Consider the following 23,192-nt stretch of genomic DNA (forward strand, 5'->3'; position numbering starts at 1 on the left):
CTGAGCAGGAGCGGCCTCTCGGGAGGAGACACCGATGACGCTCTGCCCCTGCTTGCACCGGTAAGCAGAGGCAGAGCATCGACCCAGGTGGGTCAGCCGCGAGCAGGCGCGTCGTCCAGAGCCCGGATGACCTCGTCGACGGTCACGGCTGCCAGCGCCGGGTCGAGGTCGGTGCCCCACGGGTCGCCGGTGCCGTCCCCGTGCCAGATGACCGTGTGCAGTGCTCCTCCGCCGAGCCCGGCCCGCGGCGGCGGCCCCCAGAGCGCCGGCGACACCGGTCCGAACAGCACGACGGACGGGCGGCGGTAGGCGGTCGCCAGGTGCGCGACGCCGGTGTCCCCGCACACCACGAGCCGGGCGGCGGCGACCACGGCGGCCAGCTCGAGCGACGTCGTCCGCCCGGCGAGCACGGCCTCCTCCCCGAGCCCGGCCAGGTGGGCGACCTCGCGGGCCAGCTCGACCTCGGCCGGCCCGCCCGTGATCCGCACGTCGTGCCCGTGGTCGGCGAGGTGGCGGGCGACGGCGGCGAACCGGTCCGGCGGCCAGCGGCGCCCGGGGAAGGCCGCCCCCGGGTGGACGACGCTCGCACCGGTCACCGGCGGCGGGACGTCCGGGACGGCGAGGTCGAGCGCGTCCGGGTCGGCGTCGACACCCAGGCCCTCGGAGACCAGCCGGCACCAGCGCCGCACCTCGTGCTCGTCGGCGTACCAGGTAGGCCCCGGGTAGCCGGGGCTGCCGAACGTCAGCAGCCGCTGGGGGTGGAGGTCGGCGACGATCACGTGCGAGGCCGGGCCCTTGCCGTGCAGGTCCACGGCGAGCTCCGGCGGCGGTCCGTCCCAGTCGAGCGGCTCCAGCTCGCGGGCGGGCAGCACCTCGTCGACGGCGTCGATCAGCTCGGCCAGCGGACGCAGCGCCTCCGTCGTCGCCAGAACCAGCCGGTGGTCGGGAACCGCGGACCGGATCGCCCGGATCGCCGGCACCCCGGTGAGCAGGTCCCCCAGCCCCAGCGGCCGCAGCACCACAGCGGTCGGGGGGCCGAAGTGGCCACTTTGGCCCCTGGTCACACGCGGGAGCGTTCGACCAGGGCGGTCGTCGAGTGGCCGTCCAGGTAGGGCAGGACGACGGCCTGGCCGCCCCACGTCCGCAGCACCGCGGCCTCCGGGAGGTCCGCCCCGGCGTAGTCGCCGCCCTTCGCCCACACGTCGGGGCGCAGCCGGTCGAGCACCTCGGCGGGGGTGTCCTCGTCGAAGACCACGACGGCGTCGACGAACTCCAGCGCCTCGAGGACGCGGGCGCGGTCGGTCGCGGTCACCAGCGGCCGCGTCGGGCCCTTGAGCCGCCGCACCGACTCGTCGGAGTTGATGCAGACCACCAGGCAGTCGCCGAGTCCGCGTGCCGCCCGGAGCGTCGCGACGTGGCCGGGGTGCAGCAGGTCGAAGCAGCCGCCGGTGGCCACCACGGTGCCCCCGGCCGCGCGCACGCGGGCGATCACGCCGTCGGCGCCCGGCTCTGCGACCACGTTGGCGCCGGCGGAGTCGCGGTCCCACGCCGAGGCGCCGCCGCCGGCCACGAAGGCGCCGGCGAAGGCCACGGCGGCCGACACCGCCTCGCCGGTCACCGCGCCGTCGGCCAGCGCGATCGTCGCCGCCGCCGCGAACGAGTCACCGGCACCGCACGGGTCGCCGCCGGTCACCGGCACGGCGGGGACGACCATCGGCGCGCCCGAGCCGTAGGAGAGCAGCGCCCCGCGGGCACCCATCGTCACGGCCACGGCCCCCACGCCCCAGGTGGCGATCAGGGTCTCGGCCCGCGCACCGACGGCGGCGAGCCCCTCGCCCTCCACATCGGGCACCACGCGCGCGGCCTCGGCCCCGTTCGGCGTCACCAGACGGGCGGTGGGCACGGGGTCGGCGCCGCGCGGGTGCGGGTCCCAGACCACCGGCCCGCGGGCGGCGGCCAGCGCGGCCCGTACGTCGGCCGCGGCGGTCGTGCCGCGCCCGTAGTCGGCGACCAGCACGGCGGCCGCGTCGCGGATCACGGCGGCCGCCTCCTCCGGCAACGGGCCGAGCGTCGCGAGCGGCGAGCCGCTGTCCAGCCGGACGACGGAGTGGTCCCCCACCCGCACCCGCTGCTTGACGGCGGTCCCGCCGCTCGACGGGATCTCGACCAGCCGCACCCGGCCGTCCAGCAGCTCCCGCAGCCGGCGGGCCCCGTCGTCGGTGTCGATCGGCGCGACCAGCACGACCTCGCGGGTGGTCGCGGACGCGGCGATGACCGCCGCCAGCGCGGCACCTCCGGGACGCTCCCGCGTCTCGACGTCCTCGACCACGGGCACGGGCGCGTCGGGAGTGAGCCGGGACGCCGTCCCGACCAGGTCGACGTCGAGCAGCGCGTCGCCGACGACGACGAGCGGAGCCTTCACGAGGCGCTCCCGAGCGACGGCCCGGTCGGCACCCGCGACGGCTCGGCGAGCACCGCCGCATCGAACGCGGCGCAGATCAGGTGCAGCGCGACCAGGTGGCACTCCTGCACGGTCGCCGTCCACGGCGACTCGATGCACACGGCGTCGTCGGCGACGGCGGCCAGCGGGTTGGGCGACGGCCCGGTCAGCGCCAGGACGGTGATCCCGCACTCGCGGGCCCGCCGGGCGGCGGCCACGGCGTTGGGCGAGCGGCCGGACGTCGACAGCAGGATCAGCACGTCGCCGGCGCGGCCGTGCGCCTCGACCTGCCGGGCGAACAGCTCGTCGGCCGGGTAGTCGTTGGCGATCGCGGTGAGCGACGAGGTCTCCGCGGTCAGGCAGATCGCGGAGAACGGCGGCCGGTCGGCGCGGTAGCGGCCCACCAGCTCGGCCGTCAGGTGCTGGGCCTGGGCGGCGCTGCCCCCGTTGCCGGCGGCCAGCAGCCGCCCGCGGGACTCGCTGCACAGGACGTCGGCCAGCTGCCGCCCCCACCGGTCGAGCGCGTCGAGCTGCCCGTTCAGCGAGCCCAGGGCCGCGGTCAGCGAGGCCACGTGGTCGGCGCCGGTGAGGTGCGTGCACGTGTCCGGGGCGGGCACCTCGGCGACCACGTTCTCGAAGAAGGAGTGCGGCGAGACGCTCATCGGGCGACCTCCACGGGACGGCGGCGGGCGAGCACCTGCCGGTAGACGGTTTCGGTGTCCGCGACGACGCGGCTCCAGCGGTAGCGGTCGCGCGCCCGGCGCACGCCGGCGGCGCCGTACGCGGCCCGCCGGTCGTCGTCGGCCAGCAGGGCGGCGAGCACCTCACCGAGCCGCTCCGGGTCGCGCGCGGGGACGAGGTCGCCGGTGACGCCGTCGGCGACGGAGTCCTGCAGCCCGCCGACGGCGGTCGCGACGACGGGACGCCCGCACGCCATGGCCTCCAGCGGCGTGATGCCGAACGGCTCGTACCAGGGAACGGCGAGGACGACGTCGGCCGAGCGGATCCAGCCGGGGACGTCGGCGCGCGCGACGGCGCCGGTGAACACCAGCCGCTCGGCCACCCCGGCGTCGGCGGCCACGGCCCGCAGCCGCTGCACCTCGGGGTCGGCGGCGAGCTGATCGGTCGGCGGGCCGCCCACGACGACCAGCTCGGCGTCGGGCACCGCGCGCAGCGCCCGCACCGCGTCGTCCTGGCCCTTGCGCTCGACCAGCCGGCCGAGGACGAGCAGCCGCTTCCGCTCCCCGCGCGGCGCCACCGGGCCGCGGGGCGTGAACACCGAGGTGTCGACGCCGCAGGGCACGATCGAGACGCGGTCCTTGGGCAGGCCGAGCCGCCGCAGCTCGAACACCTCGTCGGAACAGGTGGCGACCACGTGGCTGACGTCGCGGCAGAGCCCGCGCTCGAGGTCGATCCGCTCGGCGGGCGAGGTGTCGGCGTCCCCCTGGTGGCGCCGCTTCACCGAGCCGAGCGCGTGGAAGGTCTGCAGCACCGGGACCGGGGAGAGCAGGCTCGCCGACGCCTCGACCGAGGCCAGGCCGCTCATCCAGAAGTGCGCGTGCACGACGTCGGGCCGAGCGGCCGCCCAGCCGTGCCGCAGCACCCGCGCGAACGCCGGCATGTGCTGGAGCAGCTCGTCCTTGGGCAGCTGCTCGGGCGGGCCCGCGGTCACGTGGACGACGTTGTAGCCGTCCTGCACGACCACCCGTTCCGGCAGCGCGGCGTCGTCGCGGCGGGTGTGCACGGTGACCTCGTGGCCGCGCGCGGCGAGCCCGGCCGCGAGCGCGGCCACGTGCACGTTCTGCCCGCCGGCGTCCACGCCGCCGATGGCCGCCAGGGGGCTCGCGTGCTCGCTGACCAGGTCGATCCTCATCGGGTCACCTCCTCGAGCAGTGCATCCCAGTCGCGGAGGAACCGGGGAAGCCCGTACCGCTCCAGCGCGGCGGCCCGCGCCGCCTTGCCGGCCAGCCGGGCGGCGTCCTCGTCGTGCAGGTACGTGCGGACGGCCTCCCACAGCCGTTCGGGGCGCGTCGACAGCACGCCGGCGTCGGCGGGCACCGCCTCGACGGCCTCCGTCGTGGCCAGCGCGACCACGGGCAGGCCCAGGTGCATGGCCTCGAGCAGCGAGAGCCCGAGCGACGTCCAGCGCACCGGGTGCACGTAGACGCGGCGCTTGGCCAGCTCCGCGTGCATCGCCGCCTGCGGCGGGTCGTCGAAGAGGCTCACGCGGTCGGGGTCGAGCCCGTACCGCTCGTGCAGGCCGGACAGCCCCATGCCGAAGACGTCGACCGGCGCGACCTCCGCGAGCCCCGGCAGCAGGTCGGCACCCACCGTGCGGCCGCGGCGGACCGGCTCGTTGGTGACGACGGCGGCCCGCGCCAGCTCGCCGGTGTAGCGCTCCCCCGGGTCGACGATGCCGTGCTCGATGACCGTCGTCGGCGCCCGGCCGTTGTCGTAGAAGAGCCGGTTGAAGTGGGTGACGTGCGCGATCGGGATGTCGTCGCGATCGGCCAGCGGGTGCAGCGTGAGAGGTATCGGTGCGGCTCCGTCGTCCAGTCCCGGCGCGTTGTGCTCCAGGAAGACGGCCGGCAGGTCCCGGCCCGGCTCGCGGCCCAGCCACTCGCGCACGAGCTCGAGGTCGCGGGTCCGCTGGAGGACGACGACGTCGACGTCCTCCTCGCGCAGCTGCTCCGGGGTCACCTCGCGGGCCGACGCCGGCCAGTCCCACGTGCGGGCGCGGCCGAGGCCGTCGGGCCCCCGATCGGGCGTCACGGGGATCAGGTACTCGTGCAGTCCCTCGACGAAGGCCGTCGTCCAGGAGCCGTGCACGTGCCAGACCAGGACCTTCACGTCGTCACCAGCTTCTCCACCGCGGCGACCACGTCGTCAGCGGTCACCGAGGTCAGGCAGGGGTGGCCGGGCACCGGGCACTCGCGGGCCCGGGTGCCGCGGCAGGGGGCGGTCTGGTCGCCGAGCAGCACGGTGGGGACGCCGTAGGGCGCCCAGCGGGCGGCCGGGACGACCGGCGCGAACAGCGAGACGACGGGCGTCCCGACGGCTGCGGCCAGGTGCGCCGGGCCGGTGTTGCCGACGACGACAGCCGCGGCGCCGTCGAGCAGCGCGGCCATCTCGGGCAGCGAGGTGGCGCCCCCGAGGTCCACGCCGGAGGTGCCGGCGACGGCGGCGGTCAGGTCGCGCTCGCCCGGGCCGCCGGTGACCAGCACCCGGTGCCCCGCGGCGGTCAGCGCCTCGACCGCCTCCGCGCACCGCTGCGCGGGCCACGCCCGGGCCGGCACCGAGGCGCCCGGGTGGAGCACCACGTACCCCGGCTCGTGCCGGGGCTCAGGCAGCGGACGACGGACGGACAGCCGGCCCTCGTCGCCCTCGGGCAGGTCGAACCCCGCGGCGCGGGCCAGCGACAGCGCTCGTTCGGGTTCCGGCAGGTCGTCGTCCACCCGGTGGCGGACGTCGAGCAGCGACCCGGGGTAGTCGACGCTGATCGCCGAGATCCGCGGTACCCCGGCGGCACGCAGCAGCAGGGCCAGCGGCAGCGGCGACTGGTGGAACGACGTGCTGATCAGCGCCTCGTCGGGCGCGAGCGCGCGGACCCGCTCGGTGAGCACCGCGAGGTCGGTGGCGTCGACGGGCGGCGGGTCGCCGAGGATCCACGGGCAGGCCCAGGTCCAGACCTCGTCCACCCCGGGCAGCAGTCGCGCGGCCTCCGCACCGGCGGGTCCGGCCAGGAACACCACGCGGTCGGCACCAGCGGCGACCGCGCGGACCATCGGGCCCTGCAGCAGCACGTCCCCGGCGTTGTCCAGCCGGGCGACCAGCACCGTCCGCCCCTCAGGGACTTCCTGTACGGAAAGTCCCTCGGGGTCGGTCACCATCGCCCCGCCAGCACGTCGTCGACCGCCGCCGTCAGCGTGCCGGCGCGACGGCCGGCGGCGTCGACCTCCTCGCGGCGGGTGACCGGCGTCGGGACCATGATCCCGACCGCGCCGGCCGCCGCGGCGGCCTCGACGTCGGCGCCGATGTCGCCGATCAGCACGCACCGCGCGGGGTCGACGTCGAGCACGGCGCAGGCGGCCTTGACCATCCCCGGCGCGGGCTTGCGGCAGGTGCAGCCGTCGTCGGGGCCGTGCGGGCAGACCTGGACGGTGTCGAACGGGCCGAGCAGCTCCTCGAGCCGCGCCATGCAGGCGTCGACCTGCTCGCGGGTGATCAGCCCGCGGGCGACGCCGGACTGGTTGCTGACCACGCCGACCCGCACCCCGCGGGCGCGCAACCGGTCCAGCGCCTCCCGCGCACCGTCGACCGGCTGCACCTTGTCGGGATCGCCGTTGTAGGGGACGTCGTGCACGAGCGTGCCGTCGCGGTCGAACAGCACCAGGTCGGGCAGCCCGCGCCAGGCGGGGACCCCCCGGTGTCGGACGACCCCTTTCAGCCAGTGCCAGGTCGCCAGCGGCGGGATGGCGGCGCTGGTCAGGGTCATCGTGGCCACTTCGTCGCGGGTGCGGGGTCCGGATGCGATCCGTGCCCAGGCGAACTCCGCCGTGCCGGCCAGCCACGCGGCCGCGGCCACAGCCGCCGCGCGCGGCCGGCGCGCCGCGGCGAACCCCAGGGCGGCCACCGCCGCGGCCGTCACCGCGGTGTGCTGGGGGCGGCGGCCGAGCGCGGCGTCGGCCCGATCCCGCCAGTCCGGGCCGTGCAGCCGGCGCATGAGGACGTCGTCGGCGTTGCCCGCCTGCACCCGCACGCTGACCCAGCGGTCGGTCGGCCGCACCGGGTGGGTGATCCAGCGGTCGCCGCGGACCAGCCGGGCGCCGGTGTCCATCACCCGGAGGGCCAGGTCGGAGTCCTCGCGGAAGGCGCGGGGGAACCGCTCGTCGAAGCCGCCGACGGCGGCCAGCGCGGCCCGGCGGTAGGCCAGGTCGGCGGTGATCCAGCTGCTGGTGGCCAGGCCCGCGGTGCCCCGCTCCCAGTCGGTGGGCCGGCGGTCCTCGGGCAGCGGCACGCGGACCCGGCCCTGGCTGCCCGCGACGTCGGCCGGCAGGGAGGAGAGGTCCCGCTCGAGGCGCTCGTACCAGTCGGGGTCGGGGACGACGTCGTCGTCGAGGAAGGCGATCCAGTCGGTGCGGGCGGTCCGCCAGCCGAGGTTGCGGGCGCGGGCGGGGCCTCCGCCGCCGGTGCGGACGACGCGCACAGGCGGGAGACCGGGCCGCTCGGGCCGCAGCGGCGCTCCGGAGGGCCGGTCGTCGACCAGGATCAGCTCCGCGGGGCGCGGGCCCGGGGCAGCGGCGAGGGCGTCGAGCAGCACGTCCAGGGACGGCCGCCCGATGGTGGGAACGACGACGCTGGTGCTCGCGATCGTCGACGACATGATCGAGCCGGTGCCCGATCTTGTTCCGGTGAAACACTACGGGCTTGAAGCTTTTCCGGCCCGAAGTCGTCCGTCTGCCGGGAGGACGCCTCAGCGTCGAGTGCGCGTCGCCGCGGACACCCTCGCCAGCGCGTCGGTGACCAGCGGGGCGTCGTCCCCCAGCAGGGTCAGCAGGTGGGCCACGAGGTCGTCGTGGGTGCCGGTCGCCTGGACGGCGCGCTCCCGCCCGGCCGGGGTCAGCCGGGCGTGCAGGAGGCGGCGGTCCTCGCCCCCGCGCTCGCGCAGCACCAAGCCCTGGGCGACCAGCCGGTTCACCGTGCTGGTGACGCCCGCCCGGGAGAGCCCGACCGCCTCGGCCAGCTCCCCCATGCTCGCCCGCTCCCCGGCCGACTCCGCGAGCCGGCGCAGCACCTCGAACCCGGTCAGCGAGAGGTCGTGCTGGGTGTGCAGCGCGGAGTCCACCCGGTGCGAGATGCGGTCGTGCACCTGCACGATGCGCAACCAGGTCTCCGCCGGGCGGGGCGTCGCGCCGGGCACCGCCCCGGCGTCCCGGGGAACTCCGCGCGCGAGCGCGTCCTCGGGGCGGGGCACGCCTCCATGGTCGCCGATGCCGGCCTCAGGCGCTCCACGGGACGGCGAGTCGCCGGGCGGCGCGCCGGTCGCCGGCGACGGAGACCAGCCCGGAGACGCTGCCCACCAGCGCGACGGCCGCGGCGGTCAACGGGACCAGGTCGGCCCAGCCCTCGCTCGCCACGACGCGCTCCGAGCCGGCGATGCGCAGCTCCACGTCGGCGACCACCGCGGAGTCGGCGCCGACCAGGTCGACCGTCGTCCGGCCGGCGGCCGCGCCCTCGGGGATGCGGATCTCGGCCGAGACCGTGCCGTCGGGCCCGGCGGTGGCCGTGCCGAGGACCTCGCCCCCGGCCCGAAGCTGGATCGTGACCTTCTCCCCGGGCAGGAAGCCGCTGGCCTCGACCGTGACCGTCTCGCCGGGGCTGACCGCGCGCGCGGGCGGGGTGGCAGCACCCCCGGCGGGCGCGGGGACGGCCGGGTCGGACGACCGCGGCTCCGCGGTGGGTGCCGGCGTCGGGGACGTCGAACCGCTGGGCGGCGCCGCTCCGGTGCTCGGCCCGCCCGGCGTGCCGGAGGCGCTGCCCGAGGGGGACGCCGACGTCGGGGGCGCCGGGTCGGGGTTCGTCGGCTGGGCGACGGCGGCGCAGTCCTCCCGGGTGGGACGGGTGAAGCTGTACTCCTCGAGCTCGTCGACGTAGGTCGTCCCGGAGCCGTCGCCGGCGGTGAACTCCAGCCGGCCGTCGATGGTCTCGCCCCAGGCGACGTCGCCGCTGCGGAGCACCACGGTCTCGCCGGGCTGCAGTTGGGCCTCGTCCTCACCGGTCGGGGTGCGGGTGGTCGCCAGGCGGACGGTGTAGGGCAGCGTCCCCGCCACGACCTCGACCACCAGGCCGCCGGGCTTGCAGCTCGGGCCGTGCGTCACGCGGGCGTCGGGGCGGGTGGGGTCGTCGATCGCGGCGGCAGGCGCGGCGGAGGCCAGTGCGGCACCGAGGAAGGCGACGAGGAAACCGGTGAACAGACCTGCGGACGCGACCGGTCGAGCGAAGCGGGGCGTCGCGCGCTGATCGGCGACGAGCCGCGAGGTGGTGGTGATACGTGCTCCCCCAAGCGTGGTGCAACTTCGCAGCGACTATGACGGAAGTGACGCTTCGTTGCTAGCCCGTTACTGGTCAGTCGGGCGTGTCGTGCGGCGTGTCGGGAACTTTCCGGCCGAGCGGTCGCCCGCGGCCCCGGCCCGGTCAGCCGAAGATCGTCGGGCCGAGGCCACGCGGTGGGTTGCGGGGAAGGGCGATGAGGTGGTCGTCGCGGTTCTTCCCGCAGCGACGGCACACCTTCTCCCGGTACTGGTCCGGTCCCTGGTGCTCGTCGCGGGGATGCGCGTACACGTAGGAGTGGATCCCGAGTCGGCACATCACGGGCTTGCTGGCCATGAGGGACGCTATGTCCGTCGAGCTGCCCGCCTCCAGAGGCGAAGGCCCTCCACCCGCTCCGCGCGGATGCACGCTGCCGAGCACCGGGGAACTCCCCTCGGCGGACGCACGAGAGCTGGATCACTACGGTGACCGGCGTGGATGAAGCAGGAGCCGGGCGCCGTCGGCAGAACGAGGTCTACCGGGCCGGCGTGTACGGCCACTCCCCGCGCGTGCCGGTGGCGGCGCGCAAGCTGCAGGAGGCCGCCAAGAGGGCGTTGAACCCGCGCGCCTACGCGTACGTCGCGGGCGGCGCCGGGGACGAGGTCACCCAGCGCGCCAACCGCGCGGCGTTCGACCGGTGGGCCGTCGTCCCCCGCGTGCTCCGCGACGTGAGCAGCCGGGACACCTCCGTCGAGATCTTCGGACGGCGGATCCCCGCACCGGTGCTGCTGGGGCCGGTGGGCGCCCTCGAGCTGGTGCACGACGAGGCCGACCATGCCGTCGCGCGCGCGGCCGCTGCCACCGGCGTCCCGATGGTGTTCTCCAACCAGGGGTCGTACTCGATGGAGGAGTGCGCCGCCGTGATGGGCGACTCCCCGCGCTGGTTCCAGCTCTACTGGTCGACGTCCGACGAGCTGGTGGAGAGCCTGGTCGGGCGGGCCGAGAAGGCCGGCTGCGACGCCGTCGTCGTCACCCTGGACACCACGATGCTCGGCTGGCGCCCGCGCGACCTCGACCTGGGGCACCTGCCGTTCGCCCTGGGCAAGGGCATCGCGCAGTACACCTCCGACCCGGTGTTCCGCCGGCTGGTCGAGGAGAAGGTCGCCGCCGGCGGGCCCAAGGAGCCGCAACCGCGGCCCACGCCCGCGGCTGTCAAGGCGCTGGTCAGCATGGCCAAGGCCTGGCCGGGGTCGTTCCGGGACAACCTGAAGTCGCCGCTCCCCCGGGCTGCCGTCGAGACGTTCCTCGGCATCTACTCCCGGCCGTCCATCACCTGGGACGACCTGGCCTGGCTGCGCTCGAAGACGCGGCTGCCGATCCTGCTCAAGGGCGTCCTGCACCCGGACGACGCCCGGCGCGCGCTCGACGAGGGCGTCGACGGCCTCGTGGTCAGCACCCACGGCGGCCGGCAGGTCGACCGCTCGATCTCCGCGCTCGACGCGCTGCCGGAGGTGCTCGGCGCGGTGGCGGGGCGGGCGCCGGTGCTGCTGGACAGCGGGATCCGGACGGGCGGCGACGTCTTCACCGCCGTGGCGCTGGGTGCGACGGCGGTCCTGCTGGGCCGGCCGTTCGCGTGGGGGCTGGCGCTGGCCGGCGAGGAGGGCGTGAAGCAGGTGATCTCCGACGTCCTGGGCGAGTTCGACCTGACGCTGGGGCTCACCGGGCACACCGCCGTCGACCAGCTCTCCCCGGACGTCCTGCGCCGCGTCGGCTGACCAGGGGACTTTCTGTACCGGAAGTCCCCGGACTTCCGGTACGGAAAGTCCCCTCGGCGGTTTGCTCGGACGGCGGGTGGGGGCACCGGGGGGCGCGTGACCGCTCCCTCCGTGCGTGCGCAGCTGTTCCGCCGCAAGCCGGTCCCCGTCCTGGTGGACGAGGCCGGCCACGACACGGCGCACGGCGAGGGGCTCGCCCGGCGCATGGGCCTGGTCCAGCTCACCTGCCTGGGCATCGGGTCGACGATCGGCACCGGGATCTTCTTCGTGCTGAGCACCGCGGTCCCTGAGGCCGGCCCGGCCGTCGTCCTCTCCTTCGTGCTGGCCGCCGTGACCGCGGCGCTGACGGCGCTCTGCTACGCCGAGCTGGCCTCGACCATCCCGGTCGCCGGCTCGTCGTACTCCTACGCGTACGCGACCCTCGGCGAGGTCGTCGCGTACGGCGTGGGCTGGTGCCTGGTCCTCGAGTACGCGGTCAGCTCGGCGGCGGTCTCCGTGGGGTGGAGCGAGTACCTCAACCAGCTGCTCGACGACCTGGTGGGCGTCCGGATCCCGGAGGCGTTGTCGGCCGCGCCGGGGGCGGGCGGCCTGGTGAACCTGCCCGCGATCGTGCTCGTCACGCTCTGCGCGGTGCTGCTCGTCGGCGGCGTGCGCGAGTCGGCCCGGGCGAACGTGATCATGGTCGTGATCAAGGTCGCGGTGCTGCTGCTGTTCGTCGCCGTCGCGGCCACCGCGTTCGACGCCGGCAACTACGCGCCGTTCGCCCCGCTCGGCATCGCCGGGGTCAGCATGGCCGCGTCGTCGATCTTCTTCTCGTTCATCGGCCTCGACGCCGTCTCGACCGCCGGCGAGGAGGTGCGCGACCCGCGGCGGAACCTGCCCCGGGCGATCATCGCGGCGCTCGTCGTCGTCACCGTCGTCTACCTGCTGGTGGCGATCGCCGCCGTCGGCGCCCAGGAGGCCGGGGCGTTCGAGGGCCAGGAGGCGGGGCTGGCGGTGATCCTCGAGCAGGTCACCGGGTCGCGCTGGCCGGCCATCGTGCTCGCCGCGGGGGCGGTGGTCTCGATCTTCTCGGTGACGCTCGTGACCATGTACGGCCAGACGCGGATCCTGTTCGCGATGAGCCGCGACGGGATGATCCCGTCGTTCTTCGGCCGGGTGGACGCGCGCCGCCGGACGCCGGTGCGCGGCACCGTGGCCGTCGCCCTCTTCGTCGGTCTGCTGGCCGGCTTCGTGCCGCTGGACTTCCTCATCGACCTGACCAGCATGGGCACGCTCGTCGCGTTCACCGTGGTGTCGATCGGCGTCCTCGTGCTGCGGCGGACCGCGCCCGAGCTGCCGCGCGGCTTCCGCGTGCCCGGCTACCCCGTCGTCCCGGTGCTGTCGGTGGCCTTCTGCCTCTACCTGATCTGGGGGCTGCCGGGCATCACGTGGGCGCTGTTCGCCGGCTGGCTGGCGATCGCGGCGGTCAACTACGTCGCCTACGCACGGACCCACTCCGCACTGGCGGGACACGCCGGGGGCGACACTCCGGACCGGGGTTGACGGACGGCTGTGGCGCAGCTCACAGTGGTCTGCGGGGCGGGAGAGCCGGCAATCGAGTGGCTATCCACTGCTGGGTAGACCGACCAACGCGGCCAGACCGTCAGGCCCGGCCTCCCGCCCCCACAGCACGCACCTGCTGGGCCTCGGCGGCCGGCACGGTGCAGGATCTCCTCCGCGGGCGATGACTTCCCGGGCCGGTGGACGTCTCCCCCGGGACGCCGACGAAGGAGATGCGCATGACCGACGACGTGGCCGTCGACCTCCAGCCCTGGGTGGGGCGGACCTACGACGGCCTGGCCGACCTGCTGGCCGCCGGGCCGGACGCGACGTGGGACGCCCCGTCGTTGTGCGAGGGGTGGCAGGCCCGGCACGTGGTGGCGCACGTGACGATGCCCGCGCGGCTCACGCCGGAGCAGTTCGGCGCGGAGATGGCGGCCGCCCGCGGCGACTTCGGCGTCCTGTCGGACACCGTGGCCGCTCGCGACGCCGCGCTGCCCACCGGTGAGCTGCTCGACGCGCTGCGTTCGCCGGCCCTGCACGCGTGGCAGCCGCCGGGCGGGGGTGCCGCCGGCGCGCTCAGCCACTCGGTCATCCACTCCCTCGACGTCACCGTCGCCCTCGACCGACCGCCCGTCGCACCGGTGGAGGCCGTGGTCGCCGTCCTCGACCAGCTGACCGCCGCGGACGGCGCGTTCTTCGGGATCGACCTGACCGGCGTCCGCCTCGAGGCGACCGACACCGGCTGGAGCTGGGGCGACGGCGAGCCCGTGCGGGCGTCGAGCGGGGAGCTGGTCGTGCTCCTGGGCGGGCGCACGCTCCCGGACGGCCGGAGCCTGGCCCGCCGCTGACGACGAAGCGGCCCCGCACTTCCGTCGAAGTGCGGGGCCGCTCGGTGTCTCAACCAGACGTGCACCCGAAGGGATTCGAACCCCTAACCTTCTGATCCGTAGTCAGATGCTCTATCCGTTGAGCTACGGGTGCCTGTGTTCAGTTGTCGTGCGCGGAGGCTCCGGGATTTGAACCCGGGATGGGGATTAACCCAAACCGCATTAGCAGTGCGGCGCCATAGACCGGACTAGGCGAAGCCTCCCGGGGTCCGAGTCACCTCGTAACCACCGAGGAGAGAGACTACCAGCGGCCTCGAAGCGTCTCCCAGCCCGGGTCCCGGCCCCCGGCGAGATCTGCACACTCGCCCCCAACAAGCCCCTGATCGGGGCGAGTGTGCAGATCCCGTCCGGGCAGGTCAGGCGGTCACCGGCTCCCGGGCGCCGTCGACCGGCGCTCCGGCCCGGCGGCCGGGCACCAGGGTGACGACGACGGCCAGCGCCGCGCCGAGGGTGGCGAGCACCAGGCTCCCCGGCACCCCGGACGGGCCCTCGATCAGCGCGCCGCCCAGCGCCGCGCCGATAGCCGAGGCACCGACGGTGATCGTCGACAGCCAGGTGAACGCCTCGGTGGTGGCGTGCACCGGGGCCATCGCGCCGACCAGCGTGTTCTGCACCGTCAGCGTGGGGGCGATCGCGGTGCCGCCCAGGAACAGCAGCACACCGAGCGCCCACGGGCTGGAGATCCAGGCCAGCGGGGCCAGCCCGATGGTCACGCCGAGCAGCAGCAGCCGGTACTGGCGGGGCAGCGACGTGCTGAGCACGCGGGCGCCGAACCAGAGCCCACCGGCCACCGAGCCGAGCGCCCACAGCGCCAGCAGCAGACCCGACAGACCCGGCGACCCCGCGGAGTCGGCGAACGCCGGGATGGCGACCTCGAGCGCGCCGAAGCCGAGCATCAGGGCAGCGCCGCTGAGCAGCAGCCGCGGCATGCCCGGGGTGAGCACAGTGGAGAACAGGCCGGCCCGTGCGCCGACCACCGGCACGTAGGCCCGGGTGGCCGCCGACGTCGCGATGCCGAGGGCACCGACGACGCCGAGCACGCCGGCCAGGGCGACGGCCGCGGCGGGCGACACGAACACGGCCAGCGCAGCCACCAGCGAGGGGCCGACGACGAAGACCAGCTCGGTCGCCGTCGCGTCGAGCGCGTAGGCGGTCGAGCGGACGCGGACGTCGACCCGCGACCACAGCGCGCGGACCGTGCCGGAGACCAGCGGGGTGGCCATGCCGGCCAGCGCCGCGGCGGCGATCACCAGCACGTCGGCCGCACCGCCGAGGACGACGGCGATGAGCAGCGCCAGCAGGAGCGGGTAGGCCGCCGCCTGGGAGAAGAGGACCGGGCGGGGGCCGCGGCGGTCGGCGACGCGGCCGAGGACGGGCGCCATGACGGCGGAGGCCACACCCAATGTGGCGGAAGCGAGGCCCGCCACCGCGTAGGAACCGGTCTGCTGCTGCACCATCAGCAGCAGCGCCAGCGGCACCATGGCGGACGGCAGACGACCGGCGAAGCCGGCAAGGAGGAGGACCGGGGCGGAGGGAAGCCGCCACACGGACAGGTACGCACGCACAGCACTACTCGTTTCAGACTTGCGGGGAAGGAATCCGTAGGGGACTAACACTGTTTTAGCCCCTACGTAGTCCCGAACGCTATCACCCAGGGGTAGGGAGTCATATGGATTACGACACCTACGGGTCGACGGCGGTCGAGCTGGCCATCGAGCTGGCCAACGCCGACCGCACCGATCCGGGCTGGGCGCGCGCCTTCCTGAGCTCCCACGACGACTGGTTCACCCCGGGCACCCCGCTCGAGCTCTCCCCCGGCGAGACGCACAAGGCCGGCGCCACGGCCGAGCTCGTGCGCGCCGTCGCGCTGGCGCAGACGCAGGACGACGTCCTGACCCGGCTCAACGAGCTGCTGGCGCTGGCCCGGCCGCGCCCCTACGCCACCGACCACGACGGCGAGCTGCACCTGCACTACGCCCGGCCCGACGCCCCGGTGCTCGAGCAGCTGACGACGACCGTCGCGATGGGGCTGTCGCAGGTCGTCGTCCAGCACGGGTGGCAGCGGCTGGGCGTGTGCTCCGCCGAGGGCTGCGGCAACGTCTACGTCGACACCTCGCGCAACGCGAGCCGGCGCTACTGCTCGAACACCTGCGCCAGCCGCTCGACCGTCGCCGCCTACCGCGCCCGCCAGAAGGCCTGACCGCCGCTCCCTGGCGGCCGGCAGGACTAGCGTCCGTGCGTGGCCTCTCCCCGGCAGCTCGACCGACGCCTGCACGCGTTCATCGGCGGACTGCCGACCACCCCCGCCGACAGGTGGCTGCGCCGGCTGTCCACGGCGGCCAACCACGGCCGGCTCTGGCTGGCGATCGCCGTCGTCCTCGGCGCGAAGAAGGGCCCGCTGCGCCGCGGCGCCGTCCGCGGCATCGGGTCGATGGCCTTCTCCAGCGCCCTGGTCAACGTCGTCCTCAAGCGGATCTTCGGGCGGGTCCGGCCCGACCTGGAGAACCTGCGCGCCGAGCGCCGGCTGCGCCGCTCCCCCGTCACGCTGTCCTTCCCGAGCGGGCACTCGTCCTCGGCCGCCGCCTTCGCCACCGGCGTCGCCATGGAGAGCCCGCTGGCCGGGGCCGCCCTCGCGCCGCTCGCCCTCGGGGTGGGCTACTCGCGGGTGCACGTGGGCGTGCACTACCCCGGGGACGTGGTCGCGGGGCTGGCCGTGGGCGGCGCCGTCGCGGCCGCCACCCAGCACTGGTGGCGGGTGCGCCCGAAAGAGCCGGCCCGGGTGCGCGATTCCCACGAGGCGCCGGCGCTCCCCGACGGCGAGGGGCTGGTCGTCGCGGTCAACCCCCGCTCCGGGCCCGAGGACTACGACCCGGCCGCCGACATCCGCCGCATCCTGCCCCGCGCCGAGGTGCTCGAGACGACGGAGGACCGAGGGGTCGACGCGCTGCTCGGCGAGGCCGCCGCGTCGGGGCGCGCCCGCGCGCTCGGCGTCGCCGGCGGCGACGGCAGCGTCGCGTCGGCCGCGGCGGTCGCCGTCGAGCACGGCCTGCCCCTGGCGGTCATCGCCGCGGGCACGCTGAACCACTTCGCCCGCGACGTCGGCCTGGAGACCCCGCAGGACACCGCCGACGCCGTCGTCAGCGGGCAGGCGGTGAAGGTCGACGTCGCCGACGTGAACGGGACGCCGTTCCTCAACACCTCGAGCATCGGCGCGTACCCGGAGATGGTGCGCCGCCGCGACCGGCTCTCGGGCCGCATGGGCAAGTGGCTGGCACTGACGGTCGCCGTCGGGCAGACGCTGCGCCGGCAGTCGCCCGTCGAGCTGGTGGTGAACGGCCGGCCGCTGTCGGTGTGGATCGTCTTCATCGGCAACTGCCTCTACACCCCGCGCGGGCTCTCCCCCGCCTGGCGGCCGCGGCTGGAGGACGGGCTGCTCGACGTCCAGTACCTGCGGGCCGACCTGCGCTTCGGCCGCACCCGCGCCGTCCTGGCCACGCTGCTCGGCGTCAGCGACCACACCCGCAGCTACGGGCACTTCACCGCGACCGAGGTGCGCATCGAGTCGCGGTCGGGGGCGCAGCAGGTCGCCTACGACGGCGAGATGGGCGCGAAGGCCGAGGAGTTCGTGTTCGGCAAGCGCGCCCCGCTGACCGTCTACTGCTGCCGCACCGACTGAGCCGTCCCTCCTAGAGTCTGGCCGTGGTCGTCGGGGAGAGCAGCGACCGCCGCGGCCTGCTCGGGCAGCTCGTCCGGTTCGCCCTGGTCGGCGTGCTCGGTGCCGCCGTCGACTACGCCGTCTACTCGCTGTCGCTGCACCTGGGCCTGTGGGTCACCGCCGCCCGGACGCTCAGCTTCATCTGCGGCACGGCGACCGTCTACGTCATCAACCGGCGGTGGACGTTCGGCGTGGCGGGCGGCGCGCGCCGCGCCGCCGGCTTCGCGCTGCTCTACGGAACGACGTTCTTCGTGATCATCGGGGTGAACGAGCTGGCCCTGGCGCTCCTGCCGGAGAGCTCGTGGCGGATCACGCTCGCCTGGGTGCTCTCGCAGGGCTTCGGGACGGCGGTCAACTTCGTCATGCTCCGCCTGGTGGTCTTCCGCGACTGAGATGCCCCAGCGGGCCACTAGCGTGGTCGGGTGCTCCGCTGGCTGTCCGCCCTGGTGGTCGGTGCCGTGCTCTCCGGCTTCGCGTTCCTCCTCCTCACCGGCCGCTACCTCACCGACGGGCCGGTGCTCCTCACGCTCGGCGCGCACCACGGCCTGCACGCGGGAGACCTGTTCGTGCTCGCCGCATGGGCGCTCGCGATGGCTGCCCTGGCGGTCCTCGTCCGACGCGGACGGCAGGTGGGCACACCTGGGGCGTGAGTTCCCGCTGGGCAGGGGCCCGCCCCGGTCGATACGGTCGGCACCCGGGATTGCCCCGGCGATCTTGTGGGCAGTGCACGCCTCGACGCACCCAGGTACCGAGGGAAAGAGGGACACCATGCTGGTTCGCCGGATCGCCCGGCCCCTGCTCGCCGCTCCGTTCATCTACGGCGGCATCAGCACCCTGCGCAAGCCGCAGGACCGCGTGCCCGGGGCCGCCCCGGTCGTGGAGAAGATCGCGGAGACGGCCGACAAGCAGCTCCCGGTGCAGGTGCCCCGCGACGTCCAGCAGTGGGTGCAGGCCGACGCCGCCGTCAAGGTGGCCGCCGGCTCGCTGTTCGCCCTCGGCAAGTTCCCCCGGCTGACCGCTCTGGTCCTGTCGGCCTCGATCGTGCCGACGACGCTGGCCGGCCACCGCTTCTGGGAGCACGACGACCCGACGGAGCAGTTCGGCCAGATCTCGAACTTCCTCAAGAACACCGGCCTGCTGGGCGGGCTGCTGCTGGCCGCCGTCGACACCGAGGGCAAGCCGTCGGTCGGCTACCGGGCCCGCCGCGCCGCCAAGAAGGCGGCGAAGGGCACCGAGAAGAGCTTCGAGAAGGCCCAGAAGCGCGCCGCCAAGGCGCAGAAGAAGGCCGCGAAGCGCGCCAAGAAGGTCAAGAGCTGAGCAGCCCCCTCCCGCCCGCGGCCGCGCTCCGGAGGATCGCCTTCCTCCTGGAGCGCGCCCGCGAGCCCAGCTACCGGGTGCAGGCCTTCCGCACCGCCGCGGCCGTCGTCGACGGGCTGAGCGACGAGCAGCTGGACCTGAAGATCCGCACGAACACGCTCAAGGACCTCAAGGGCGTGGGCCCGAAGACGGCGGCCGTCGTCGTCCAGGCGCACAAGGGGCAGGTGCCCGAGTACCTGACCACGCTCGAGCAGGACCTGGCCGAGCTGGTCCCGATGGCCGACGACGTCGCCGAGTTCCGGGCCGCCCTGCGCGGTGACCTGCACCTGCACTCCGACTGGTCGGACGGCGGCAGCCCCATCCGCGAGATGGCCGAGGCCGCGATGGCGCTGGGCCACGAGTACATGGCGCTGACCGACCACTCCCCCCGGCTGACGGTGGCCAACGGCCTGTCGCCCCAGCGGCTGGAGGAGCAGCTGGACGTCGTAGCCGCGCTGAACGAGGAGCTCGCGCCGTTCCGGATCCTCACCGGGATCGAGTGCGACATCAACGTCGACGGCAGCCTCGACCAGACCGACGAGCTGCTGGGCCGGCTCGACGTCGTGGTGGCGAGCGTGCACTCGGAGCTGCGGGCCGACGCGAAGGCGATGACGGCGCGGATGCTGACCGCTGTCGCCAACCCGCACACCGACGTCCTCGGGCACTGCACCGGTCGGCTGGTGATCGGCCGCCGGCAGCGCGACGGCACGCAGAAGCCACGGCCGGAGAGCCAGTTCGACGCCGAGGCCGTGTTCAGCGCGTGCGTCGAGTTCGGGACCGCCGTCGAGATCAACTCCCGGCCCGAGCGGCTGGACCCCCCGAAGCGGCTGCTGTCGTTGGCGGTGGAGCTCGGCTGCGAGTTCGCCATCGACACCGACGCGCACGCGCCCGGTCAGCTCGACTGGCAGTACAACGGCGTCGAGCGGGCGATCGAGTGCGGCGTCCCGGTCGAGCGCGTCATCAACACGAGGACGGCGGACGACCTGCTGGGACGGACGGGTCGGGACTGACGCGCGACCTTCAATCGAGCACCCAGAGGGCGGCCCTCCGGACACAGGTCGCGGACGAGATCGGGGACACGAACACCCTCATGGGCGCCGCCGCCGCGCAGGCGTTCGTCGCCTCCACCGGCGGCCTCCGGCTGCGGGCCTCGGTCGACCCCAACGAGCCGATGGAAGACGGCGACGTCCTGCTCGTCTACGAGCCCCGGCCACCACCTGGATCACCGACTTCTCCGAGGGCATCGACGACTGGTCCGCCAAGTGGAACACCGCCGTCGCCTTCACCCAGGTCGCCGACGGGGGCGCCACCGGCGGCTACGTGCTGCGCAACACCAACAGCCCGGCCGCCCGCCGCGGATTCGCCTTCGACCCCGTGGTGGCTTCCGGTGGGGACACCTCACGCGTTGCGGTCTACGGGCGGCTCAAGGCGGCCACGCTCGACGCGTCGCTGCTGTCCTCGGGGCTGGCCGTGCGCGGGGGGCGCGGGCAGCGAGACCGCGTATATGTTCATGCTCACCACCACCGAGGTCGTGCGGCCCGCTACTGGGCAGGGGTGTACCTCAAGCTCGCCGGGGCGCCGTTCGCCGCCGGGAACAACACCTACGCGCGGACCGCGATCCGCGCCGACGGGGCGACGCGTCCGGCGCCGAAATCCCCGGCGGCGGCTGGGCCGGGGTGCTGACCGCCACGAACGCCACCACGCAGACTTGGGACATCGTGGGCCTCGCCGTCGACGGCCAGACCCCCCCGGACCCTCTGATGCCGCCACCGGTCACCGCCTTCGAGAGCAGCGGCGGAGTCACCAGCCTCGCCGACGAGACCACCTTTCTGCAGCAGGTAGCCGCTGAGACCAGCGCAACGCTGACCACGGCCGGGCTGACCACGCTGGGCAAGACGATCCACCGTCTCGACATCGGCGACGGCCCGCACACGATGCTGATCGTCACCCTGCAGCACGGCAGCGAAGTCGCCCCCCGGGAGGCGATCCTCGCGTTTCTGCGAGACCTGGCCTACTCCACCGGCCCCGACGTGCTCGCCTACCTGGCTGAGCACCGGGTCGTGTACGTCGGCCCCGTCAACGCCGGCCAGTTCCCCACTCACCGGGACAACCCGAACGGCGTCAACCTCAACCGGGACCACTTCCAGCTGACCCAGGCCGAAACCCAGGCCGTCGCCGCGGTCATCGCCGACACGCAGCCACACCTGATCATCGACGCACACGAGCGGTTCGGCACCGGCGGCATGGACTGGGAAGGCGCCGTCACCGCACTCGACGCCGCAGACCCGGCGATCCGCGACCTGGCCGACGAACTGCTCGCCGACACGTTCACCTCCGTGGACGGCGCCGGCTACACGCACGCCCCTACTTCGAGGACATCCTGACCTCCCTCGCCGGGGCCGCCGGCGTGTGGCACGCGGTCGGCATCCTGTCCGAGACGTTCGTCACCGGCGTGCCCCTGGCGCATCGGGTGGCCGTCAACGCGCACGTCATCGACTACTTCCGGGCCTGGCACGAAGCCCACAGCGCCCGCCTCGCCGCCGCATCCGACATCCCGCGGGCTACCACGGCGTACGGCCTGCACTCCTACCCACTGGAGAATGGCGACATCAAGGGCACCGCTGCGCCGGTTCCGATCAAGCCGCGCTCTACGAGCTCGACGAGCCGCTGCCCGCGCAGGTCGCAGCGTTCGGCATCGTCGCGGACGGAACCACCGTGTCGAGGGCGCAGGAAGCCGGGCGGGTCATCCCGCTGCTGTGCGACCCGTGGTCTTCACACGCGATTGTCTCGGCTACCCGCGTTGGCCCACCGCGGCCATATCTGCCCTTGCTGTCGGCGAAGATCAAACTCGACGGCAAGGTCTCCCCGATCACGCAGATCCGCCATCAGGTGGGCGATGAGATCCGCGAAGGCATCTTCGGCCCATAGCCCCCGCTGTAGCGGTCCCGGAGCCGGTGAACCGACTCGCGGTATAGCGCCTCGCTGCTCCGCTCGTACCAAGCCGGCACGGGGCTCCGCCGGCGGCCCGTCAACCGAGCCCAGGCCAGTGACAGCGCCTGGGCGATGCGCACATGCCACAGCGCCACCCGGTCACGGACGGGCCCGATCTGCCGCCGGTAGTCCCGGCGCAGCACCGGGTGGCGGGGCGCGAGGCGGCCGATGTACCCCCACACGGCGCGCTTGTTCCGCCCGAACGCCTCACGCGGGACCCCGGCCTCTTCCGCGATGCGCCGCGGGATCGGCCGGTCGTAGTCGCCGCCCACGCTCCACGGAACCATGTCCGGCGAGCGGTTGATCGCCCGTAGGTCGGCGATCGCCTCGGCGCCGACGAACGGCAGGGCGACGGTCAGGAAGCCGGCGATGAGCCTTGCCTCGGCCAGCGGCAGGCCCGAGATGTCACCTCGGACGATGTCCGGCCCCAGGTAGGCGTCTGGCGTGGCGATGTCCCACACCTTGTCGCCGTGGTAGCCGGTGAAGACGGCCGTCGGCTGCCCATCAGCGAGGTGAGCAGCCAGGGGCAGGAACGCCATCTCCCGCGACGACGGACCACCCGCCAACAGGGCTGCCTCGAGCTCGTCGCCGTACGCGCCCGCCGGCCGGTCAGGGATTTCCACCGCGTCGAAGCCGAGCGCCGCGGCCGCAATGGAGCCGTCGTCGTTGGCTAGGTCCTTGAAGACGGACGGGAACAGCGACGACGACCGCTTCCGCAGGAACGCCGTCTTCACCCCGGCCTCCGCTGCCAGCGCGCTCACGGCCGTGGAGTCGTACCCGCTCGACAGTGTGGTCGCCAGCTGCACCGGGTTCGACCGGCGCGGGTCCTGGGCGTTGACCACGAGCCGGCAGATGACGTCCGCCAGCGCGCTCCGGTAGTCCTCGAAGGAGCCGAATGACGCCGGAAGCCGGTACCGGCTGAACCGGACCGCGAGCGAATCGTGGTCGACCTCGACCGTGCCGTAGAAGTACTGGGCGAACCGCCACGTCGAGCCGTCGACCGGGAACGCCGTCTCGTAGGTGTCAACGCCGCTGAGGATGGCGGCGTACTCCTGGTGGTAGCCGTGGTCGGAGCGCAGGCTGGCCCCGGTTGCGGCGAGCGCCAGCGGCAGGCTGTTGGAGACGACCACCCGATCGTCCGACGTCGCGACGATCAGCCGATCCACAAGGCTCGTCGCCGTCAGCAGGCGGGTCTGGCCGGGCTCGAGGTAGCCGGCGCTCCCGAAGAGGTGCTTCGCGTCGGCCAGGCCATGGGCGGTGAAGTCGCCGTCCCAGATCCCTTCGGCGAAGGCGCCCTGCAGCTCCTCGACGAGCGCGCCGCACTGAACGGTCCGCGCGTCACGCCCGATGTCCACCAGCCATCCGAGCGCGGGCAGCTCGGTTTCCCCGTCGCGCATGGCGGGGACGGTACCTGCGCTGCCCCGTTCCGCTCGACCTGAGTCGCCCGTAGGGGG

General features: G+C 74.4%; 23 protein-coding genes and 2 tRNA genes. 11 read left to right on the top strand and 14 right to left on the bottom strand.

The features are described from left to right. Window positions 1–92: 92 nt before the first annotated feature. From ACI78T_RS06475 to ACI78T_RS06520, 10 genes are all read right to left on the bottom strand, one after another. Window positions 93–1,064, bottom strand: coding sequence for a glycosyltransferase family 9 protein (locus ACI78T_RS06475; RefSeq protein ID WP_456557259.1), 972 nt, complete (start codon window positions 1,062–1,064; stop codon window positions 93–95). Continuing rightward, window positions 1,061–2,422 carry a D-glycero-beta-D-manno-heptose 1-phosphate adenylyltransferase gene (gene rfaE2, locus ACI78T_RS06480; protein ID WP_456557260.1) on the bottom strand — a complete coding sequence of 454 codons (1,362 nt, stop codon included), beginning with the start codon at window positions 2,420–2,422 and terminating at the stop codon, window positions 1,061–1,063. Before rfaE2 ends, ACI78T_RS06475 begins: the two co-directional genes overlap by 4 nt. Next, window positions 2,419–3,102: a D-sedoheptulose-7-phosphate isomerase gene (locus tag ACI78T_RS06485; protein WP_456557261.1), complete on the bottom strand. Its 684-nt coding sequence runs from the start codon at window positions 3,100–3,102 to the stop codon at window positions 2,419–2,421. Before ACI78T_RS06485 ends, rfaE2 begins: the two co-directional genes overlap by 4 nt. Then, on the bottom strand, window positions 3,099–4,313 hold the full coding sequence (locus tag ACI78T_RS06490) for a glycosyltransferase (protein ID WP_456557262.1): 1,215 nt from the start codon (window positions 4,311–4,313) through the stop codon (window positions 3,099–3,101). The genes ACI78T_RS06485 and ACI78T_RS06490 overlap by 4 nt, the downstream gene beginning before the upstream one ends. Then, window positions 4,310–5,290, bottom strand: coding sequence for a glycosyltransferase (locus tag ACI78T_RS06495; protein ID WP_456557263.1), 981 nt, complete (start codon window positions 5,288–5,290; stop codon window positions 4,310–4,312). The genes ACI78T_RS06490 and ACI78T_RS06495 overlap by 4 nt, the downstream gene beginning before the upstream one ends. Further along, the gene (locus tag ACI78T_RS06500) at window positions 5,287–6,276 is read right to left on the bottom strand and encodes a glycosyltransferase family 9 protein (protein WP_456557264.1); all 990 of its coding nucleotides are present in this window, start codon (window positions 6,274–6,276) and stop codon (window positions 5,287–5,289) included. Before ACI78T_RS06500 ends, ACI78T_RS06495 begins: the two co-directional genes overlap by 4 nt. 47 nt (window positions 6,277–6,323) lie before the next feature. Then, window positions 6,324–7,823, bottom strand: coding sequence for an HAD-IIIA family hydrolase (locus ACI78T_RS06505; RefSeq protein WP_456557265.1), 1,500 nt, complete (start codon window positions 7,821–7,823; stop codon window positions 6,324–6,326). A gap of 90 nt (window positions 7,824–7,913) precedes the next feature. Then, window positions 7,914–8,414, bottom strand: a complete 501-nt coding sequence (locus ACI78T_RS06510; protein WP_456557266.1) for a MarR family winged helix-turn-helix transcriptional regulator — start codon at window positions 8,412–8,414, stop codon at window positions 7,914–7,916. A gap of 25 nt (window positions 8,415–8,439) precedes the next feature. Then, window positions 8,440–9,318 (bottom strand): hypothetical protein, encoded by an 879-nt coding sequence (locus ACI78T_RS06515; protein WP_456557267.1) that lies wholly within the window; start codon window positions 9,316–9,318, stop codon window positions 8,440–8,442. A 316-nt stretch (window positions 9,319–9,634) separates the two neighbouring features. Continuing rightward, window positions 9,635–9,826, bottom strand: a complete 192-nt coding sequence (locus tag ACI78T_RS06520) for a hypothetical protein (protein ID WP_456557268.1) — start codon at window positions 9,824–9,826, stop codon at window positions 9,635–9,637. 137 nt (window positions 9,827–9,963) lie between these two features. Here ACI78T_RS06520 and ACI78T_RS06525 point away from each other — a divergent pair, with 137 nt between their 5' ends. The 3 genes from ACI78T_RS06525 (at window position 9,964) to ACI78T_RS06535 (ending at window position 13,637) form a co-directional block, all read left to right on the top strand. Further along, a complete protein-coding gene (locus ACI78T_RS06525; protein WP_456557269.1) occupies window positions 9,964–11,244 on the top strand; it encodes an alpha-hydroxy-acid oxidizing protein in 1,281 nt (426 codons plus the stop codon). Between the two features lie 96 nt (window positions 11,245–11,340). Then, a complete protein-coding gene (locus tag ACI78T_RS06530; RefSeq protein WP_456557270.1) occupies window positions 11,341–12,789 on the top strand; it encodes an amino acid permease in 1,449 nt (482 codons plus the stop codon). A 236-nt stretch (window positions 12,790–13,025) separates the two neighbouring features. Beyond that, a complete protein-coding gene (locus ACI78T_RS06535) occupies window positions 13,026–13,637 on the top strand; it encodes a maleylpyruvate isomerase family mycothiol-dependent enzyme (RefSeq protein WP_456557271.1) in 612 nt (203 codons plus the stop codon). Window positions 13,638–13,697: 60 nt separating this feature from the next. Here the strand turns inward: ACI78T_RS06535 and ACI78T_RS06540 are convergent. The 3 genes from ACI78T_RS06540 to ACI78T_RS06550 form a co-directional block, all read right to left on the bottom strand. Further along, window positions 13,698–13,770: transfer RNA gene (locus ACI78T_RS06540), tRNA-Arg, on the bottom strand. A 20-nt stretch (window positions 13,771–13,790) separates the two neighbouring features. Beyond that, window positions 13,791–13,879: transfer RNA gene (locus ACI78T_RS06545), tRNA-Ser, on the bottom strand. A 153-nt stretch (window positions 13,880–14,032) separates the two neighbouring features. Then, entirely contained in the window at window positions 14,033–15,241 is a 1,209-nt protein-coding gene (locus tag ACI78T_RS06550; RefSeq protein WP_456557272.1) for an MFS transporter, read from the bottom strand. 104 nt (window positions 15,242–15,345) lie between these two features. Between ACI78T_RS06550 and ACI78T_RS06555 the strand changes: the two genes are divergently transcribed. The 8 genes from ACI78T_RS06555 (at window position 15,346) to ACI78T_RS06590 (ending at window position 21,131) form a co-directional block, all read left to right on the top strand. Then, window positions 15,346–15,876: a CGNR zinc finger domain-containing protein gene (locus tag ACI78T_RS06555; protein WP_456557273.1), complete on the top strand. Its 531-nt coding sequence runs from the start codon at window positions 15,346–15,348 to the stop codon at window positions 15,874–15,876. Between the two features lie 39 nt (window positions 15,877–15,915). Continuing rightward, the gene (locus ACI78T_RS06560) at window positions 15,916–17,352 is read left to right on the top strand and encodes a phosphatase PAP2 family protein (protein ID WP_456557274.1); all 1,437 of its coding nucleotides are present in this window, start codon (window positions 15,916–15,918) and stop codon (window positions 17,350–17,352) included. Between the two features lie 23 nt (window positions 17,353–17,375). Continuing rightward, complete coding sequence (locus ACI78T_RS06565; RefSeq protein ID WP_456557275.1) at window positions 17,376–17,783, top strand: GtrA family protein; 408 nt, start codon at window positions 17,376–17,378, stop codon at window positions 17,781–17,783. Window positions 17,784–17,813: 30 nt separating this feature from the next. Next, window positions 17,814–18,041 (top strand): hypothetical protein, encoded by a 228-nt coding sequence (locus tag ACI78T_RS06570; RefSeq protein WP_456557276.1) that lies wholly within the window; start codon window positions 17,814–17,816, stop codon window positions 18,039–18,041. Between the two features lie 118 nt (window positions 18,042–18,159). After that, window positions 18,160–18,708: a DoxX family protein gene (locus tag ACI78T_RS06575; protein ID WP_456557277.1), complete on the top strand. Its 549-nt coding sequence runs from the start codon at window positions 18,160–18,162 to the stop codon at window positions 18,706–18,708. Continuing rightward, window positions 18,705–19,757 (top strand): PHP domain-containing protein, encoded by a 1,053-nt coding sequence (locus ACI78T_RS06580; RefSeq protein WP_456557393.1) that lies wholly within the window; start codon window positions 18,705–18,707, stop codon window positions 19,755–19,757. Before ACI78T_RS06575 ends, ACI78T_RS06580 begins: the two co-directional genes overlap by 4 nt. Window positions 19,758–20,067: 310 nt before the next feature. Then, entirely contained in the window at window positions 20,068–20,430 is a 363-nt protein-coding gene (locus ACI78T_RS06585; RefSeq protein WP_456557278.1) for a hypothetical protein, read from the top strand. Then, complete coding sequence (locus tag ACI78T_RS06590) at window positions 20,424–21,131, top strand: hypothetical protein (protein WP_456557279.1); 708 nt, start codon at window positions 20,424–20,426, stop codon at window positions 21,129–21,131. The genes ACI78T_RS06585 and ACI78T_RS06590 overlap by 7 nt, the downstream gene beginning before the upstream one ends. Window positions 21,132–21,632: 501 nt before the next feature. On the opposite strand, the gene ACI78T_RS06595 is transcribed toward ACI78T_RS06590, so the two are convergent. After that, on the bottom strand, window positions 21,633–23,135 hold the full coding sequence (locus ACI78T_RS06595) for a hypothetical protein (protein ID WP_456557280.1): 1,503 nt from the start codon (window positions 23,133–23,135) through the stop codon (window positions 21,633–21,635). Between the last annotated feature and the right edge of the window lie 57 nt (window positions 23,136–23,192).

The organism is Blastococcus sp. SYSU D00922 (genome assembly GCF_054050495.1).

Bases quoted from the DNA above. Each gene is read 5' to 3' on its own strand.
- ACI78T_RS06485 (WP_456557261.1), bottom strand. From the start codon at position 3,102: ATGAGCGTCTCGCCGCACTCCTTCTTCGAGAACGTGGTCGCCGAGGTG.
- ACI78T_RS06575 (WP_456557277.1), top strand. From the start codon at position 18,160: ATGCTGGTTCGCCGGATCGCCCGGCCCCTGCTCGCCGCTCCGTTCATC.
- ACI78T_RS06490 (WP_456557262.1), bottom strand. From the start codon at position 4,313: ATGAGGATCGACCTGGTCAGCGAGCACGCGAGCCCCCTGGCGGCCATC.
- ACI78T_RS06555 (WP_456557273.1), top strand. From the start codon at position 15,346: ATGGATTACGACACCTACGGGTCGACGGCGGTCGAGCTGGCCATCGAG.
- ACI78T_RS06520 (WP_456557268.1), bottom strand. From the start codon at position 9,826: ATGGCCAGCAAGCCCGTGATGTGCCGACTCGGGATCCACTCCTACGTG.
- ACI78T_RS06595 (WP_456557280.1), bottom strand. From the start codon at position 23,135: ATGCGCGACGGGGAAACCGAGCTGCCCGCGCTCGGATGGCTGGTGGAC.
- ACI78T_RS06535 (WP_456557271.1), top strand. From the start codon at position 13,026: ATGACCGACGACGTGGCCGTCGACCTCCAGCCCTGGGTGGGGCGGACC.
- ACI78T_RS06505 (WP_456557265.1), bottom strand. From the start codon at position 7,823: ATGTCGTCGACGATCGCGAGCACCAGCGTCGTCGTTCCCACCATCGGG.